This window comes from Delftia sp. GW456-R20, from assembly GCF_001622915.1.
GTDB classification, from domain to species: domain Bacteria; phylum Pseudomonadota; class Gammaproteobacteria; order Burkholderiales; family Burkholderiaceae_C; genus Comamonas; species Comamonas acidovorans.
This window is the reverse complement of the sequence record NZ_LWCN01000004.1, coordinates 198,112-216,035: the sequence shown is the minus strand read 5'-3', so window position 1 is coordinate 216,035 and position 17,924 is coordinate 198,112. Positions and strand designations below refer to the sequence as shown.

20 protein-coding genes are annotated in these 17,924 nt (G+C 54.4%); 1 reads left to right on the top strand and 19 read right to left on the bottom strand.

The window, feature by feature from the left end; all coding sequences use genetic code 11:
• Positions 1 to 264: 264 nt before the first annotated feature.
• The 4 genes from A4F85_RS30380 to A4F85_RS30370 form a co-directional block, all read right to left on the bottom strand.
• Positions 265 to 552: a hypothetical protein gene (locus A4F85_RS30380; protein WP_156516961.1), complete on the bottom strand. Its 288-nt coding sequence runs from the start codon at positions 550 to 552 to the stop codon at positions 265 to 267.
• A 133-nt stretch (positions 553 to 685) separates the two neighbouring features.
• A complete protein-coding gene (locus A4F85_RS29360) occupies positions 686 to 1,438 on the bottom strand; it encodes a DUF3577 domain-containing protein (RefSeq protein WP_082848257.1) in 753 nt (250 codons plus the stop codon).
• A gap of 210 nt (positions 1,439 to 1,648) precedes the next feature.
• Complete coding sequence (locus A4F85_RS30375) at positions 1,649 to 2,248, bottom strand: hypothetical protein (protein ID WP_156516960.1); 600 nt, start codon at positions 2,246 to 2,248, stop codon at positions 1,649 to 1,651.
• 92 nt (positions 2,249 to 2,340) lie between these two features.
• A complete protein-coding gene (locus tag A4F85_RS30370) occupies positions 2,341 to 2,799 on the bottom strand; it encodes a hypothetical protein (protein ID WP_156516959.1) in 459 nt (152 codons plus the stop codon).
• A gap of 291 nt (positions 2,800 to 3,090) precedes the next feature.
• Between A4F85_RS30370 and A4F85_RS29355 the strand changes: the two genes are divergently transcribed.
• On the top strand, positions 3,091 to 3,372 hold the full coding sequence (locus A4F85_RS29355; protein ID WP_082848256.1) for an H-NS histone family protein: 282 nt from the start codon (positions 3,091 to 3,093) through the stop codon (positions 3,370 to 3,372).
• A 407-nt stretch (positions 3,373 to 3,779) separates the two neighbouring features.
• Here the strand turns inward: A4F85_RS29355 and A4F85_RS30365 are convergent, their stop codons facing one another.
• The 15 genes from A4F85_RS30365 to A4F85_RS06605 form a co-directional block, all read right to left on the bottom strand.
• On the bottom strand, positions 3,780 to 4,079 hold the full coding sequence (locus tag A4F85_RS30365) for a hypothetical protein (RefSeq protein WP_156516958.1): 300 nt from the start codon (positions 4,077 to 4,079) through the stop codon (positions 3,780 to 3,782).
• Between the two features lie 214 nt (positions 4,080 to 4,293).
• Positions 4,294 to 6,318 carry a DEAD/DEAH box helicase gene (locus tag A4F85_RS06650; RefSeq protein ID WP_231890465.1) on the bottom strand — a complete coding sequence of 675 codons (2,025 nt, stop codon included), beginning with the start codon at positions 6,316 to 6,318 and terminating at the stop codon, positions 4,294 to 4,296.
• The gene (locus A4F85_RS30360; protein ID WP_156516957.1) at positions 6,318 to 6,659 is read right to left on the bottom strand and encodes a hypothetical protein; all 342 of its coding nucleotides are present in this window, start codon (positions 6,657 to 6,659) and stop codon (positions 6,318 to 6,320) included. The genes A4F85_RS06650 and A4F85_RS30360 overlap by 1 nt, the downstream gene beginning before the upstream one ends.
• Before the next feature lie 61 nt (positions 6,660 to 6,720).
• Complete coding sequence (locus tag A4F85_RS29350) at positions 6,721 to 7,053, bottom strand: hypothetical protein (protein ID WP_082848134.1); 333 nt, start codon at positions 7,051 to 7,053, stop codon at positions 6,721 to 6,723.
• A 41-nt stretch (positions 7,054 to 7,094) separates the two neighbouring features.
• Complete coding sequence (locus A4F85_RS06645) at positions 7,095 to 7,517, bottom strand: single-stranded DNA-binding protein (RefSeq protein ID WP_063326085.1); 423 nt, start codon at positions 7,515 to 7,517, stop codon at positions 7,095 to 7,097.
• A 61-nt stretch (positions 7,518 to 7,578) separates the two neighbouring features.
• Positions 7,579 to 8,175 (bottom strand): hypothetical protein, encoded by a 597-nt coding sequence (locus A4F85_RS29345; RefSeq protein WP_231890464.1) that lies wholly within the window; start codon positions 8,173 to 8,175, stop codon positions 7,579 to 7,581.
• Positions 8,132 to 9,280, bottom strand: a complete 1,149-nt coding sequence (locus A4F85_RS06640; protein WP_063326084.1) for a PFL_4669 family integrating conjugative element protein — start codon at positions 9,278 to 9,280, stop codon at positions 8,132 to 8,134. The genes A4F85_RS29345 and A4F85_RS06640 overlap by 44 nt, the downstream gene beginning before the upstream one ends.
• Positions 9,281 to 9,436: 156 nt before the next feature.
• Positions 9,437 to 9,802, bottom strand: coding sequence for a hypothetical protein (locus A4F85_RS29340; RefSeq protein WP_082848132.1), 366 nt, complete (start codon positions 9,800 to 9,802; stop codon positions 9,437 to 9,439).
• A 274-nt stretch (positions 9,803 to 10,076) separates the two neighbouring features.
• Positions 10,077 to 11,996: a hypothetical protein gene (locus tag A4F85_RS30355; protein WP_156516956.1), complete on the bottom strand. Its 1,920-nt coding sequence runs from the start codon at positions 11,994 to 11,996 to the stop codon at positions 10,077 to 10,079.
• A 14-nt stretch (positions 11,997 to 12,010) separates the two neighbouring features.
• Positions 12,011 to 12,439, bottom strand: a complete 429-nt coding sequence (locus A4F85_RS06630) for a hypothetical protein (RefSeq protein WP_063326082.1) — start codon at positions 12,437 to 12,439, stop codon at positions 12,011 to 12,013.
• Between the two features lie 6 nt (positions 12,440 to 12,445).
• Positions 12,446 to 13,069: an STY4526/YPO1902 family pathogenicity island replication protein gene (locus A4F85_RS29335; RefSeq protein WP_082848131.1), complete on the bottom strand. Its 624-nt coding sequence runs from the start codon at positions 13,067 to 13,069 to the stop codon at positions 12,446 to 12,448.
• A 15-nt stretch (positions 13,070 to 13,084) separates the two neighbouring features.
• Entirely contained in the window at positions 13,085 to 14,815 is a 1,731-nt protein-coding gene (locus tag A4F85_RS30350) for a hypothetical protein (protein ID WP_156516955.1), read from the bottom strand.
• A 25-nt stretch (positions 14,816 to 14,840) separates the two neighbouring features.
• Positions 14,841 to 15,722, bottom strand: coding sequence for a ParA family protein (locus A4F85_RS06615; protein ID WP_063326079.1), 882 nt, complete (start codon positions 15,720 to 15,722; stop codon positions 14,841 to 14,843).
• 238 nt (positions 15,723 to 15,960) lie between these two features.
• Entirely contained in the window at positions 15,961 to 16,221 is a 261-nt protein-coding gene (locus tag A4F85_RS06610) for a hypothetical protein (RefSeq protein WP_156516954.1), read from the bottom strand.
• Positions 16,222 to 16,987: 766 nt separating this feature from the next.
• Positions 16,988 to 17,857, bottom strand: coding sequence for a LysR family transcriptional regulator (locus tag A4F85_RS06605; RefSeq protein WP_063326077.1), 870 nt, complete (start codon positions 17,855 to 17,857; stop codon positions 16,988 to 16,990).
• Between the last annotated feature and the right edge of the window lie 67 nt (positions 17,858 to 17,924).

Below are 17,924 nucleotides of genomic sequence, written 5' to 3'. Positions count from 1 at the left end.
TCAATCCAATTCCGCACTCTCAGGATGACACCAACCGCCGACGGCGTAGTAATCGGTTGAGCAGAATACCGCATCTCAGGGCATCAGCTGAGGCCTTAGCGAAAATAAGCGCACGTTCAAGATCATTCTCGAAAAAATAAGCGCCTGGACCCAACCAGTCATACTTATTGTTGCTGTGGTTCAGATGAGCAATTTTTCCTGTAACAAGATCATCGCGCAATGTTACATCACAACCGTGGTAAGCCACCACCAGGCTACCAGCACTCACTTAAAAGTCTCGGTGAGTTTTTTATCAGATGTAACTATACCTGCCTTGACAGCCATCTGAAACACCTTCCCTGAAGAAGCCGAAAATCGATTGTTTGAGACAAGCATAGTTTTATTATGATGATCCGTGTCAGGTGGCACATTCCTCGTTTCCGACTTTAAAGAACCGGCTGCAGAATGGATAGTCTCCTTGCCCAAAACGGCCTTGCCCGGACCTGCCTTGACCGTAGCGGCCTTGACCGGACCTGCCTTGACAGATTGATGTTTGGATTGAGATTTAGACATGTAGTTATTTTCTCACAACGCTGAACTGTAGCTGGTACACCCCAGCGCGAGAAGTGTCATTGGAAGTGTACGAGCATGAGCGAAAAAGCCCCCGGTCTGCTAATGCAGAACGGGGGCTTTTTTGCTGTTCAGCTTAACGCTGACCGGCATGCTGCGTGTAGCCAGCTCCGCTGTGCGGTGCTGGACGACGGGCATATGCCGACGGACCATGGCCACGAGCAGCCGGCGCGGCTGCTTGTCGCGGCTGGGCGTAGGCGCCCGGCCGTTGGGCATCCACAGGTCGTTGCTGCTGAGCACCCTGACGGACCTCTTGCTGTGACGCATGCTGTGAAGCTTGACGCGGCGGCTCCTGCTGTTGCTGCTCTTCAGGCCAGGACTCGTCCTGGTAGAAGCCTTCGCCCTGTGGTGCATGCTCACGAGGAGCATTCTCACCTGCAGGTGCAGCAGCATCAGAATCAGCGTTGCGCTTGTACACCGACTCCCCATCGACCGAAATCGAATAGATGAGAATCAGGCGTCCTTTGATGAGCGCGGCCATTTCCTTCTGCCCTGTGGGGCGTCCGGTTTGCTGGTCGCGCACATCGCGCTCGTAGACATGAGGATAGGTGTCTGCGATGCGGAAGGTCACAGTGACCTTGCGACGTTCGTCAACACTTTGCTTCATGCTTTCGATCAAGCCGATGGCTTCTTCCCCGCTTACACGGAGGTCGAAGTAGGTCGTGTCGGAAGAATCAGAGCTCCCACGCAACGCACTGATGGCGCATGCGAGGAAAGGCTCAGACTTGCGGCCACGGCCTTGCGGCGTAACCCAGCGGACACGGCTCAGATAGCCGACACCGCTGGTGTGCAGGTTGAAATACTCGCGTTGTGCGTTCGATGCTTGCATGGTGATCTCCAAAGTTTCCAGAATATGGAAAGGGAGCGCAGATGCACGCACCGGACCACGAGGTCTGGATGGGGCAGCTGGTCCCCATCCGGGTTGCGAAAAGTGCTCTACATAGTCCTTGGGAGACCATGCTGTGACTAGAAAGAGCTCAGTCACTGTGTGCCTTGCGGCGGTTCACGAAATGAAGGCTAACAGACCGTTTTCAACAAGTCAAATGCGGTTGACAGTTTCCTCCAGCCCAGCCTTGTCCTGCTCCAGCATGTCCGTGATCCGCAAGATCAAGGCTGCATGTTTCTGCTTAAGAGAGGGAAGTTTTTCCTGAAAATTGCTCCAGGCTCTATCCAATTGTTCGGCAACTGGCTCAGAGCTATAAGCAATACTATCAACCATAGATTTCAGGCATTCTCTATGGCAATCACGGTAAAAATACAAAACGCCTGATCTGTCATCATTGAACCAGGAAATTTTATGGAAGTCTATAAGACTTAAAAGTGCTATATTCTCGCCAACGGTATTCAGCTTAGCAAAGAGGCTAGCATTCACAGCTTTCTCAACTTCTGCACGTCGCTTCGCTCTACGCTGTTCATCTTCAAGCCTGAGCTTTGCTGTTTTTTTCAGGATTTGAGCGCCTTTTTCCAGTATAGAGATAGCCTCTACTATAGCAAGGGACTCTTTGGCATCCAACTCAAGATCGCCATTCTTAAAATTTCGCAGCCCACCGATCAAACGCATCATGGTAGTTGCTTGAGTCTTCCTGGCGTTACTATTCTTTGATATCAGTCCCTTGGCCAATTCTTCAGCTTTAATCATTTTCAATCTCCAAGATACAAAGGAAACTACACAGTAAAAATCCCATCACCAAGCGCGTGCTCGATGATGGGATTCGTTTGAAGCCGAAAGGCTTAGCGGTCTGTTCCAGTTGGCCGTTGAGCCATTGGAAGGCAGATCACGTTATCGCCTTGTGGCTTAAAGGGTGCAGTTTTATTAGCTTGTTTCACAGTTGACTCAGCACGAGCTTTTAGGATTTCTTGTCGCACAAGGCGATAGAAATCACGCAAGAGACGCACTGACCAGGTTACGCATTTGGCTACCTTGCGGCGCCGATCTGCATACTTCTGCCCTGCTTCGTAAGCTCTTTCCCGGATCTGCTCAGCTCGACGCAGAGTTTCCCAGGCTTTGGTGTAGACACCCAGGTACTGCATCTTTAGATCGGGATGCTCTTCGAGCAGCCCAATCAAAATATCAGCGACCAGGGGATCTTGAACCCGCGAAACCATATCTGCCAGATGCTTGGCATCCCACTGGGAGGCGCTGACAAAGGCGGATGCGGCTTGTTGGGGTTTGCGCGTGGAGGAGGACATGTCGTTGCTTTCAAGTGAAGGACAACGACTCCCAGCTGGGACTCGTTGGTCCCGGTGGGAAGGTGAAGAGGTGTGCCCTGCCTGCATCTGCAGGCGCGCGTCTCACAAGGGCTCAGACGCTACGTGGTGCTCAGAGAGCGGTCACGAGGCAATTGTACCGGCTCTGAACCAACAGCGAAAGCTCAAGATAAAGGCGCCACCAATACGTAGTACCCACAACGAATTTAATATCAACAAACCATCTGAAATTTAGTTATCATTTACGCTTCATTAACTTTGAAGGCGAACACCGTGAGCACCTCATACAAAGAACTTCTCGCCCAGCGTGAAGCACTGGAAGCCCAGATTGAAGCCGCTCGCAAACAGGAAGTTAGTGATGTGGTTGCAAAAGTTCGAAGCCTTGTGGCGGACTACGGTCTTACTGCAACAGATATTTTCACTTCAAAGCGCCCCAACAAGGCAACAGCTGGCGAAGCAAAGTTTCGTGATCCCGCTACAGGAAAGACTTGGACTGGACGTGGCAAGCCGCCAGATTGGATCAAGGGCAAGGACCGTTCTTCTTATGCCCTATGAGAGCACGCAAAAAAAGACTACCAAGGTAGTCTTTTTTTTCGTTCAATCACCGTGAATAATTCCTGAGCACTCAGCATTTGCGAAGCTCGATATGCTCCAGCTTTTCAATATCAGCTGGCCGTGGTAGCTTCCATAGCATCGGAGATCGTGCTTTCGTGCACTTTCACGTATATGTGACGAAGTGCCCCTTCCGAGGTGCGCAAGCCAATCCTAGTGTTGTGGCCGCTTTTCCGGCTGTAACTCGGAACCAACGCATACGCAACGATTTCATCAACACGCACCTTCCATTTTCCAACGTCTTGCGTTGAGCAATTGACTTCCTCAACGACTGTCACAGTGAGAAATTTTGGTGTTGTTGGCATATCCCTACCCTGGGCTCATCTACTTTGGGCGCTGCACCACTTGATTTATCTTTTAGGCCCACTCCGACCTTCTTGTAGCTTTTCAAGCTCAGTCGCTTTGGAATCCAACTCTTTCGCAAGGGTGCGCAGAAATTCGGGCGAAGCGGGTATTTCAAATTTAATTCCTGATTCATCGGACCTTTCACCCATATAGTGAATCTCTGCCGCTTCAGGCGTGAACTCAATGTGGATTCCATCGGGCTCCCATTCAAAAAGCTTGCCCTTGAGGTTATTTTTAGGCGTCGAGACCGTAAACTTCTCTGGGAACTTAACGCGAACTGCGTTATCACTTCTTCCTTTTGGCATAGCGATTTCCTATTAAATGCTTGGCGGACCGTTGCGCGGAATGCAGTAGTTTACAGAAGCTGCAGGCGCTGTAGCCGTCATCGCAGCATCTGCGTTAAGTTGCCTCGCCCTGGTCTATCCATCTTTAAGCTGGAAGTTGCCACGCTCAACGTGGTGATGGGGACGCGTCCACGCTGGCCAATCTTCAGAGCCAGAAGCACCTTGCAGCATCACCTCACACCAAAAGAGCCGCCCCCTCCTCAACTACTTCAGGTGGCACCACCACAACCATCGACCGCTGTGCTGGAGGCAGCGCCGTTTTGGCTGCTTCAATGACCTCCTCCTCGGTCATGCGTTTGTTCTCCTGCAGAGCGAGAACTCCTTCGTCGATAGTTTCAGGAATCACCGGCACCAGCACCAGGACATCCCTTTTCTGTCCCAGGCGGTAGGCCCGATCTTCCGCCTGGCGCATCAGCGCTGGGGTCCAGGGCATGGAGGCGAAGGCCACGATGTTCGCGGCCGTCAGCGTGATGCCCACGCCGGCCGCCATGGTGGTGCCGATGAACACCTTGATCCCAGCATCGGTCTGGAAGGCATCTACAGCGGCCTGGCGGCGCTTCGCACTGTCTGCGCCTACCAGGCTGACGCTGCGCATGCCCATCGCTTCCAGGGCCTGTTTCAGCGCCTCCACGGTGCTCATGTACTCGCAGAAGATGATGAGTTTGTCGTCCTCGCCCAGTGCCTCTGCAGTCTCGACCAGGAACGGGATCTTGAGAGTCTCCAGGGCCTTGCGCAGCCGCACGATCTTGGGCATCGCCTGCAGGCTCATGTCCCCATAGATCTCTTTGTAGGCATCCAAGCCCTCGGCCGGCGACAGGTAGCGCATCTGCCGCTCCTTGCTGCCCAAGTCTTTGAGCACCGACTTGCTGCGGCGGATCATCCAGCCCTGGATCGCCTCGGCCAGGGCCGCACGCTTCTCAGGCGCACCGGCGAAGCGCTTTCGGAAGTCGGCCAACGTCAAGTGTCCCAGCTCGTGGCCAGTGATGCGCAGCAGCGTGTGCATCTCGACTTCCCGGTTTAGCAGCGGCGTGCCCGTAACCACATAGCAGCGCTCGATGCGAGCGCCGAGCAGGAAGACGTTGCGCGTGCGCCCGCTTTGGTATTCCTTGAGGTAGTGGGCCTCGTCAACAGCCATCACGGCGAAATCCAACCCTGCTTCGCGCACCAGGCCGCCCATGCGTTCATAGTTGCCGATCACCCAATCGCAGCCCTGCAGAGTGGCCATACGATCCTCGCCCACCATGCCGATTCGGGCGTCCGGGTAAATCACGCGAATCTCGCGCTCCCAGTTCAACCGCAGCGATGCAGGGCACACGATCAGCACCCGGCCGGTGCCGGCGGCCATGCGCGAGGCAACCACAGTCTGGCGGCTCTTGCCCAGGCCCATATCGTCGCCCATGCACGCGCCCGACTGGCGCAACATGTGGACCACGCCCTCGGCCTGGTAGTCGCGCAGCGTGCCGCACGCGACCATGCTGGCCAGGGCCACAGCGTCATACGGTAAATCCGCGACATGGCAGCGCTCCGTCGAGAGAAAGCCACTGCCCTCCTCCTCGCCTGTGCCTGGTCCACCACCAGAGGGCGGTGGCGCAGACGGCACGCTGATGGGAGAGCCTTGATTGCCAGTGCTTGCCAGCTCCTCAATGACAACCGGCTGCTCATGTACAAATACGAACTCAGGCGCCACCCCAGCAATCGACTTCAGGCGGTCTTGGATCTCCTGTGGTGTGGCCCTGACCTGCCAGGCAGAGGCATGCTTGTGAAAGTAGCCGCCCAGAGCGCGCATGGCACGCACGCACAGCGGGTCGTATGTGAAGCTGACGGCGTACCGGCCTCGGCTGAGATCACCCTTCGCAAGCGGGAACACCTGCACGTCGAGCAGCTGCGTGAAGTAGTCCTGCTGGGGCGCCGCCGCAGCGGCCCGGAGCGTCACATCAATGCGCTCCAAGTCCACGAACTGACCGGCGAAGGCGTGCTGCAGGATCTTCTCGACGCGCGAGGGATCATTGACATCCAGCATCCACATGCGGCGTGATGCACACCACCAGGCATCGTAGGCTGCCAAGGGCCGTTTCAGGCCTGGCACATGCGTGAGCTGCAAGCCAAACCTGAGCCCGTCGAAGGCAGCCTGCAAAAGCAGGTCCGGGGGCGTGATGGTGACTGGGCCGATATGCACAGGTTTGATCGGACGATCAACCATTAGGCCACCCACTCCACCTGGTCAAAAGCGGTACGCTTTTCAATGGGGTACAGCCCCCGCCCCTTCAATTCATCTATTCTCAGATGCCTAATGTCAGAAGATTCATAACCCCAGTTTTTGGCTATTTTTATTGCCTGAGGATGTACTGCAAAAGGGAGAAGAGCTATCGCATCATTAAAGTCTTCACATGCCATCAAGATAAATTGATCGAACGATGCACCATATTCAATAATATTCTTCTCGAATATGGCATTGCAATAATCATCCCAATTCGACTCAACCAAACGGCCATCTTGAATCAATGGTCTGCCATTGAAATTGCAGCAACAATTTAAATTCACCACCTACTCCTGTGACAGCTTATATATTGGCTGGCGGTCGCAAATGTGTCACTAGGAGATATTATTTATTGTGCAGAAAATAGCTTGATTCGTGACGGCGGCGCCACATTAAAACGATGGCCTCAACACGGCTGTCAAAATCGCCAACATGAACCGAATCTGACTCGGAAACTTCGTCGTATGTGACGGTGATTCGTGTATTCCAAGCGCCATCGAGCTCAAGTATCGCGCTGCCGACGCATGGATCTTTTCCTCCCCTAGTCTCGCGCATCAGCAGAAAAGCAGAAGCGTCTTCTTCACGCTGACCCGCACTCTTGACAACTACGACATAGAAACGGCCGTCGTCCAGGACGCATATCTCATCGCAGCTTGCCGGTTGGCTCGTACTTTTCAAGGCTTTCTCCTTCAGTTGCTACACAGTCCTTAAAAGGTCGCTCAAGCGGCGGGCGCCATTTCTTGCTCGCCTTCGGGCTCTGGTGCTTGCCGTCGAGCCGTCTCAAATTCGATGCTCTTCACACGCGACAACTGGAGGGCGATGTCTTCAGCAACGACCTTGATGACCTGCACCTCAGCGCCCGTTGACCCATCCTTGGCCATGAAGTCCCGCTCTTCTCCGAAGACCAGGACGCGACTTCCCTTGCGCAGTAGGCGCGCTGCATCCCGGGCTTTCTGCCCATAGATTTCCACTTCCCGCCAGAAGCCCCCAACTTGCTCAACGTCCCCCGTGGTTTTGTTGCGCGCATAACGGCCAAACATAATGCGCATATTCGCAACTTCGAAATCGCCATTAGTTCCGGCAATAACGCGCAGGTCGGGCGACTGGGCCAGGTTTCCCTTACCGATAAAAATATTCTGCATTTAAAGCTCCAATAGTGCGTGCTAGAGAATTGCCCGGCTGCACCACTGCCAGGCAACTCGATTAAGAAGAAAAACTAGAACGAGGGTAAAGATGGGGCTCAGAAACCTCCAAAGCCCTTCGCGCAATCTTGATTTTTGAGCGCAGTTGAAGGTGCTCTTCGTTGAGTAGTTGGGCCTCCCTAGATGCGCGAATACACCAAGCGCGAAGATCACCAGGCAGATTTGAAGCAATCTCTTCGAGCTCTTCCCAACTCAGATGCCGGTTTGCGCCCAGCCGCTGACGCCAGCGCAGAAACACAGAGCCACGGGAACTGCGCTGATGAACCACGAGATATGCTCCGACGCCCTTAACAGTCTTGGACTGCTCCGAAAGGCGCCGCATCTTCTCAGCCACCTCATCAAGACTGGCAACACCTTGGCGCAGGGCGGCGAGTCCGCCCCTACCCGTAAGGGCCTTTACGTCAACCTGATTTTGACAGTCTTGATTCACTGCGGTATGCCTTGCCCAAACCACATGATTGACGATACGTTCATCGCCGGCATGCTGGGATTGCCCTTTCAACACCTGCCCTTTCACACCATCCCCTTTCATACCAATACCCCCGATATTCAAATCACACAGTTTCTGTGCTGCTCGTTGGCTCTGCTGGAGCCTCATTAGCAGACTCAGTCTCGTCATGACGCTGAGCCTGCTCATCGGCCTCCAGTTGCGCGCCGACCTGCTGCAAGACTGCACGCTCCGCATCAGAGAGCGAATAGCGACGACGCGAATGCGAAGGTGCAACTTCGACCTTGTAAATCACTGCTGGTACAGGACCGAAGACTTGCATGGCAAACTCAATGCGCTTACGTGCATGCTCGTCTGCACCGACCCAGTCTGCGCGGTTGAGATCAGCCATCTCACTGCGAGACAACCACCGTGAAAAGCGCGCCGTGTCATAGAACACTTTCAGGATTGCCCGGGAGGCAATGCTCAGGGACTCTCGCATTTGCGAATCACTTTGCAGGCTCTTGCGGTTCAGCGTCTTTTGCAAGCGGACGAAGTAGTCGTATTGAACGATCAGTGTCGAGATGTCGTAGCCATATGGACTCTTGAATCCGAGATTCACATTGACGGGCTTCGAAGAGGCTGCAACCGTGTAGATGAGCCCCAGCTTGCGCTGTTGATCCATACTCTCCTCGCAGTGCTGGATTGCCCCGCGCAGATGCTCTTGCACCTCCTGCAGGCCTCGCTCGTACCGCACCAGCGCCCAATCGGCATAGGGATTGTTGTTGGCCGTCAGCAGCCACAAGTTCCGAAGTGAGGCCGCGATTCGCCGACCACCGATGATGGGAGCCACTTTCGAGCCGGGTTCACGGGCACGGCCATAAAACATCCGCAGTGCTTCGATGGTATGGATCGTCATCTGGTCAACACCATCATCGATCAGCATGCCCAGATCATCTATGGCTTGAGCATCCGAGATGGGCACCAACGGGTCCGCCCCTCTGCGTTCGTGATGCTCTGCCTTCATTTGAGACAAGCGTTCACGGCGGTCGAGCAGTTCGACATACCGATCGAATCGAGGATCACTCTCAGAAGCGCCGGATGCGATGAATTCAGCCAACACCTTTTCTTCACCTTGGATGGAATAACCATCCGCGAAAGGTGAGCCCGCTTCCTTCTCGAAATTCATTCTTGCCGCACCCAAAATGCTCTGCAGGTCAATGGCTTCAATACCATTGCCGCGCTTAGTCTCTTGTTTACCTTGATTTGTCGCCATCTTCTTCTCCCAGTTAGTGTTGTTCCAAAAATTTGACCCCGTGGTCAGGGTAGCAAGTCCAGCTAATTCATAAGTCACTTGATGATCAGGAACTCAAGAAGCAGCAACACAGCTAAACATAAGCACCAAAAAATGAATTCCACATTCATCATTAGCCTAACCTGCCTCGTCTGCTGCCCAAGCATTTAAAAACTCGAACTCTTTTTTGCTGATCGCGGGCAGTCGCGCTGGTAATGGATCACGAAGAAAATTCAGAACAGCTTCCCGGTCTACGGATACGAGTGTCTTTGTGTTTTTGTGCACACGAACAGATATGAATCCTGCACCCGCCAAACGATCGATTGCTCGTCGCACTGTGCTTTCAGAGACTGTTCGACAAAGGTGCTCTTCAGCCATTTTGCCGGCCGTCATTCCAAATTCTTTGACATCTGCCTCTTCTTTCAAAAGGACCCAAAGTACCGCTGCGACCTCGTAGTTATGAAATCGTTGCACCAATTGAACGAACAGCGAACTAGCATTCATCAAATATCTCCTATCATTAAATTAGGTATAGCTTTCTAGATAACAAAATTCATGCTCATCTCGGTACGTCATGCGCGGTGCACCAATTTGGCGGACTCGGCACGCCGTGCGCGGTACTCCAATTTGACGGACTCGGCACGCCGTGCGCGGTAATCCAATTTGACGGACTCGGCACGCCATGCGTGGTGACCCGAAACGGTTTACGCGGGCAAACTGAAGAGATGCCAAGCCAGCCTTTAGATCGTTGACTTGAATTGAAATCGAGTTCATCAATTCATTCCTCGGCTGGGAAAAGATCGTTCTCTCGCAAGGCACGAACAACAGGGCCAGCGTTTAGCCAGACAAACCACGCTCGCTGATCCGCCTTTTTGATGCGCAGCACGTTTGAAGAAACGTCAATCTGCACAAGCGAACCCGTAGAACGAATGACGTAAACCACGCCCGGCGTCAGTTTTGAAAACACCTCGTTCATCTCGATGTCCTGCACAAACCGCTGATTTGGCTCCGCCGGCTGCCCAAGCCTCTCTCCAAGTTCCTCAAATTTCTCGCGCGTCATTGTTTCCATGCGAGCTTGCGCAACTTGAGCTGCATAGACGAAGGCCACGGGTTGCCCTTTGGACTTCTTCGAAATGATTCCGTGCAGCCAGCCAGCAGGGCTGCGAATCTCTTTGCCGCGCGTCATTTGTCCGTGCAACTCATCCAGCAGTTCTTGCTGATCAGGAAAAGCCAGTCCGCGTATGACGCCCTCAACAGCTTCGCGTTGGGAGGGTGACAGGGCGATAGGGAACACAAGCGGGGCTTTTCCCTCCTGCAGACCGACTTCTACTTCTTCAGGAGCAAACTCAAGACCACTACTACTACCTTCAAGTTCTTGAGCAACCTCTGTTGTAGTAGTAGTTATTGAAAAATCGTCTTGTATATAGAGTGCAGGAAACGGCAAATCGAGCCTGCAGGATTGGGCAGAACTTTGGAAAGTTTCGTTGCAGGAAACGGCAGATTCGGAAGACCCAAGGATGCAGGAAACGGCATTTTTCTGAGGTGGTGCATGCACTCGATCAAGGGGGCTCGGAAGATCACGTAAGTCACTGTCGCTATTACGTTTTACGGATGATTCCAGCGGCCTTTCGGAGTCATAGGTCACCTTGCCAACCTGTCGATTTCCGACAGGTGCAGGGAAGCTGTCCTCCAGGAAGTGAAGGAGCAAATCCCGTGAACGCTTCGGCTCAGGAGGTCGAGTCGATGTAACTCCTTCAAGAGTCAGGGTGAGTTGCTGCAGACCGATCCCTAGACCAGACAAGTCCAGACCAAGCCCAGACACAGCTGGACGCTTAGGCAATGCGTTGGAGGCGTCTGGGGCCTCGCTGGTCGTGGGTGTCGTGGTGCCAGCACCCAAGTCCGCAGTACGCGCCGATTTCTTCAGAGGCTTGATGGCCTGGCCACGCAAGCACAGCAACAACGCTTCAAAGTTGAGCCGGACAAGCGAGCCACCTGGGCCGCACTCCTGGATGAGACCGGCTTTTTTCAAGCGGTCACGGGCGTTTCGCTGCACCTTCGTTCCAAGTGCCAGGGATTCGCTGATGTCGAGTTGAGGGGCAGAAATACAGCCGTTGTCCAGCTGGCCAGACCGCAACTGATCGCGATGGCATTGAAGAAGGTATGAGAGGTAGAGGCCTGCGGCGATGTTGCTGGCGATGTCGGCCAGGGGCTTGTAATAGACACGGCAGCTTCGCATCCAGGATGCGACCGCATCCAGGCTGGGCTTTGATGGCCCGTGCTTTGTGCCTCCCAGCGCTGCGGTGAGAGCTTTGACGTTGATGCGGTAGTTCAGCACGCTGGGGCGACCGATCAGCTGTTCTTCGAGAACCCCGGCCTCCATCAACTCGGAGCGCACAGTGGCTTGCTCAGTCCTGGTCAGACCTATCGAGGTTTGCCACTGCGCTATGGACATGTGGAACCATCCACCGCGTTGTGGATGGTTGCGCAGGCTATGGCGTGTCCAGTACAAAGCCATTCCAACAAAGATGGCTGCCTTGTGCCCAAACCTTTCGGAGAGAGCGGGGTGAAAGGGCACGAAGCCGCGGTCTTCGAGATGAAGGATGATTTGTTGGGCAATAGGCCCGGAGCTTTCGACTGCACCGGAGTCATTGCCACCCGCCATGGGTGCATGCTCAGCAAGCAGTGGTTGAAGACGCACTGAGTGACTCCTACTCAGTCCCGGCTTGCAGGCATGTCGGCTGCCGCAAGCTCAATCCCCAGATCACCTTTGGCCATGGCGGCAGCAAGGGGCTGTGCCTGCTTCTGCAGCTGCTCCATGAGCCGGTCGAGATGCACGCGATACATGAGCGTGCGGCCCTTGCCGCCCTCTTCTGTCAGCAGACCCATTGCGGCCAGGGTGCGGCGGCATGTCTGCTGCTGAGCACGCGTTATGCCCGTATCCTTTTCCACATCACTAGCGGAAAGCTCCAGGACAAAGGAGGGTCCATTGTCCCTATCCAAACCCTTCTCAACTGCATAGGACAGCCAGAGAGCAGCGAGAACATTCCCGGTCAGATCAACAAATGCACGATTAATTGTTATAGGCGCCTGACCGACCAGGTCAAGAAGCATTGCGGATTGGATATAGTTTTCGTCCGTCATACTGAATCAGTGGTTACCTAGTGCTTTTTGGCTTGTATTGGAATCGTCACTCCCATAGAAGCTTTCATATTCCTTCACGCACGTATGAAGTGAATCTATAGAGTAGTCTGGAAATTTCTGATGAAGCGCAAATAGCCAGTCCCTCAAATTCTCAGCGGGGCCGGCATTACGCCTTATTTCGTGCCAAACGATATGAATATGGTCAACAACATCGTGTTCTTTTGGGAGCTTTGTTCTCCCAACACTGGCACCACCCAGCAAATCGCGCAATCTCCGAACTTCGTCGGAGGAACGCTTAAATAATCTTGTGACCAGCGATCTTGTTGCACCGTTGCGAACAAAATACTCACACATTTCATCATCACGACGCTGACGATCAATTCCATCCAAATGTCCAGCAATCTCATTCACAGCTAAAGTTATACGTATACTTCGCATCCGCGATGCCAGATCCATCAGATCGCGCGTTTGGCGAGTCCGGAGCGTATCAATTAGCTCCGGAGTCAGTCCTAGCAGCAACAACTGATCGAGTCCAGCCTCTGTTTCAATCACGCGAATAACTTCCGTCAGAACAATAAAATTGAACTTCTCGTTACCACGAATATCAACAGGAACGCTTCGACTTGTCATTGCACACACCAAAAATTAGGAAAACAAAGGTTTATAAGGAATCTGCGCTTTTGCTGGATAGGCAGCAAAAAACTCAGAAACTGTTCCTAGAAACTTTACAAATGGAGTCCCGATTACCGGAGAACCCAAAAGCCGAGCAAAATGCAGAGAATGCGTATATAAAACGCCTGATTTGAACGCGAGACCAGCAGCAGCGCATACCTCTCGCATTTCAGCTTCGCTAGTTTTCAATGCTTGGCTCCAACGGGTATCTTTGGTGCACAGGCTAGCAAGCTCTTGATTGAATTGACCCGTGAACACTGCCAGGACTGACCAAAGAGCAGTGCGCAGGTCTTGTTTTTCCTCATCAAGTGTTTGGCCGCCGACCATCTGAACATCATTGGGGAAATCAACAATGAATCCCAAAGGCATCTGACTCTCTACGACGATAAAATCAGATATAGGTACAACTGAATTCAGCGCGAGAATATCCTCAGAAAGTCGCTTGGCAAAGCTGGCCAATGTATCTGCATCGGAATTTGCAGGCTTGACTTGACTGGACTTGCGTGAAGCTGCGGTCTGTTGATTGGTGGCCCTGCCCCCCACAGCGCCCAGCATTCCGCCCAACGGTGCTTGTTGCCCACTAGGTTTCGCATCGGGGGCAGCAGCTTTCACGCTGGCGAGCTCCTCCACTGTGATTTTGGGATTGGCCACCAATGCAGAAACAGCCGCTGGAAGATTATCAATCTCTATGCCAATGGCTTTCGCGCCAACGGTTTGCAAATCAAGAACCAGACTTTGCAAATCGACAACTACTTCCTTGCGTTCAGCCGGGTCCTTGGCTACATTGGAGGCTTCCAGGCTTTCGAGATCTTGGCCATGCATGAGGAAAATCTCCTCAAGTGCAACTCGTGCCTCCTTCGATTTATCGAATTTTTCAGCAATTTCGTATATTCCGCTGATAAGCGGCTTCAATACGTTATTGACTTCATCGGTGCGAAGCCAATTGCCGACGAAATGCATGTGCTCAACGGCAAATGCAAAATTTTGGATCATACGAATGCCGTAGTTAAGCCCTTGTTTTTTCAGTGCTTTATTAAGCTCTGTCGAGGAAAGAGCGCAACCATTCTCCTCCTCAAACTTTGACTTATACGAAGCAACACCTTTGGCGCGCTCCCAGAATGAAATATCGCCGCGATTGTCATTCTCGCTAAGATGGGCGGAAATAACAGCAGCTTCACCTGGCCACTGACGAGTGATGACAGTAAGCTTGTCAAAGCGTGTATCGCCTTCACGCTTGAGTTCTTGAGCTATGGACACTCGCGTATTGCCGCCGCCATATGGAAAATACTTTTCAGCAGGCGAACGACGCGTAACCATGATCGTATTTGTGATACGACCTTCGGCAATCATGCTCGCCTTGATTTCTTCCCTTTTCGGGTTAGGGCGAGTTCGCGGGTTGTGTTTGTAGATCTCGATATCGTCTGGATCAAGGGTTGAGACCGCACCGTCCACTTCTCCAAGTGGATCAACACCTGCTGTCGCGTTGCGAGGGATTGCAGTGGTTGCAGCAAGCGCCTTGCGCGCCGCTTCCAGTTGCTGCGCTTGCTTATTCGGTTTTGTGGCGGAATCGTTCATGCTCTTTGGTTTCTCTTCTGGCTGTGCAGTCCGCAAATCGGCTTTTGCGTTGACGCCTGTTTCTGACGGATGAGTTCGCTGCAAATCTGCAGCGCGCTGCGCTGCATTCAGCGTTACGGGTGTACGCATATAACCTCCTGGTTAATAAGGAGGATTAAGCAGCGTAATTAACGAAGCTCTTGTGATTAGGCGCGTACATTTCCGCAACGCTTGGGATGAGCTCCCAAAGCAGTTCATGCATCGTTTCAGCGGCTTTAATGCTGTCGATCCAGTGCACAGGAACTTGAGCGGTTGCAGCTTTTCTGTATGCCACCGTTGATGGCACAGCCGTGTTCAGCATATTGACTCGGCCGCGCATCGTGATGAAGTTCTCGCGAATGATCTCCGTCATCACGCGGCAATCGTTCGTTTTCTCCGAACGACTGAGCACGGCTTTCATGGGTGGCATCTTCATGCCGAAGTTGGCAACGCATTCGTGTCGCTCGATCAGCGCTGCGGTTCCATGAAGAAATTCACGGGCGGAAACCACGTCTGGAGACACAGGCACCAGCAGCAGGTCTGCAGCCATCACGGCAGCGTCCTGCAAGTGCCCTACAGCGCCCTGGGTGTCGATGATCACCACGTCATATGCGTGCGTCACGTCAGCATGCTGCAATGGCCGGTTAAGCCGCAAGAGCATGTCCATGGGGTTGCGGGTGGCCATCCAGTCCTGGAGTACGCCATCCCTAGTGTCCGACTGGACAAGGTGCAACTTGGCGTTGGAGGCGGGGCTGATGACCGGCTTGCCGAGGTAGCCTGCCGGGCTCAGCTTGCAATGAGAGATGCAGTCGGCAGTGAGCACGCCCGACCTCACGAATTCGGTGAGGCCTTTTTCAGCTTGGTGGCTGAGCTCGTAATAGCGAGAAAGCGACGGCTGGATGTCTGCGTCAATGAGCAGAACACTGAGGCCCAGGTCGTGAAGGAGGCCGCCCAGGTTGGCAGCAAGTGTGGTTTTACCGACTCCGCCTTTGGTGGAGACCACGGTGATTGTGAGCATAGATACCTCGTTGAATGGTTGAACCAAACAACAAGAAATCGTCTGTAAATGCCGTTAAAACACCCTATCTACTCCCAACAAGTCGCCAAAATTCGTTACAACTTGTTAGAGAATATACATCGTATCAATCAAATGACGGCCAGAAAAGTGCGCTTTAAAGCGACTCATATCGGTAGCATTCACCAACTATGCGGACGTTATGTTCAGAAGTTTCTTCGTTGACTCCAGCGCTAGGCTTTCAGAACACCTGATGAGGATTGCGCAAGCCACTCCAGACCAGGCTCCACCAGAACCACGCACGATCGACCAAGCCCTGCTGTACCCACCGCATGAAGTCAAACGCCAACTCGCTGGGCTCGTGGGCAGGCCTTTCCTGGCCTTCGATCTTGAGTCGTTGCTGCAAGAGCAGCACCGGCTGGGGCTCATCCGCGCGTGAAGCCTGCGGCTCCGTCCTGGAACGCACCACGACCGGTGGCAAGTCATCGAGTTCGTCGCTCAAGCTCCGAAACTCCGCAGCTACGCTCATATGGCGCTTCGTTGCCGCGGATACAGGCGTGCGTGTCATGGCCGCCTCAGTGGGTATTGCGGCAGTTTCGTATGAAAGAATTTGGGCGGTAGGCGGTGCTGGAGGCTCTGGCGAAGCCGGGGCCTCGTCCAGGCCTGCGGCAGCTTCCGATGATTGCTCGCGCATCGCACCGCCCTCCTCCCTGGCCCGCGCCGGCTTCGGCGGCCGTGGGCCTTTCTTCGGTCGCATCGCCGGTTCCGCGTTCGGATTTCGCCGCAGGCCGCTTTGCCGTACCAGGTGGCGCCCTGAATGCCGGTTCACGCATGACTGCCGCAAGCTTCAATTCCTGCTTGCTGAGCGCCTTGGGAGCAGCTGCAGGCGCGCGAGCACTGGCACCTGCCGCAGGAATCTGCAGCTGCACGGCCTGCTGTGAGGCACCGCCCTCACCGGCCTCATCCTTGCGTTTTTGCCGCAGGACCAATCTGCCTTGCATGGGCGCCGGATACTTGCCAGGTGTCGAATAGCCGATCGTTCTTCGAGTCCCCTGGTACAGCCTCATCGGACTCATTGCGCTTGATCCATTCGCGCACCGAATCCGCCAAGCGCTTGGCCACGACCAAGGTCGTAGCACTCACCTCGGTGCTCACATCTGAACTGCCCGCAGCTCAGTTCATTGTTCGAAGATGAAACGCTGCTCGTCCTTATCGCCTCTCGGCCGTCGCCACCCAAATCAAATATGTGGCTTGCACATGTCTGCCTTTCAATCGCCGAAAGCCGCGGTGATCGACTCCACTACGACACGCACCCTGGCCGTGCGCGCCAGGTCCTGGTGCAACACCAACCACGCCTCGTAGGGCTTGGCCCGCTGGCACTGCGGCCATATCCTGACCAGCGTGGGGTCGCGTCGGGCCACGTATTCGGGTAATTCGCCTAGGGCCAGGCCAGCGCGCACGAAGGTCGCAAGCATCAGGCTCGAATCCAGTTCGGCAACTATGCGACCCTGTGCCCTGGATTCACCTGCCAGCGTGTCGTCCTGCCGGCCGGTCACACCCTCCTGGTAGAGCGCGATGTCGTGGTCTGCAAAGCCTTTTCCGGGCTGCGGTTCCCCATTTTTTGCCAGATAGCCTTCGGTAGCGTACAAGCCCACTTCCCAGCAGCCGAGTTGGCGAACGATCAGGTCCGGTTGCTCCGGCCGCAGGGTGCGGACAGCAATGTCGGCTTCCCGTCGCGCTAGATCGAGCTGGCGCCTCGTGGTGCTCAGGATCACCCGCACCTCGGGATGGCGGGCACGCAGGTGTTCGAGGGCGGGAACCACGAAATCCACCGCCAAGGCGTCGGTGGTGGTCACACGCACCTCCCCGGCCACGCGCGCATCGGCACCTTCGCCGCGGCGCTCGAAGGAGACGGCCATGCGCTCCATGTCTTCGGCCATGCGCAGCACTTCCTGGCCGGTTCCGGCCAGCACCAGGCCGCCCGTGGTGCGCAGGAACAGCCGGCTGCCCAGCGACCGCTCCAGCCCGGCCAGGCGCCGGCCCACCGTGGTCTGGTCGATGGCCAGTTGCTGAGCCGCCCCACGCAGGGTGCCTGCACGGTGGATTGCCAGGAATATCCGCACGTCATCCCAATTCATCGCTGCCCCATTGCTCGTACTGCAAATATGCAGCTACAGGCTGCTATTTTGTGCATTTTCACATTGA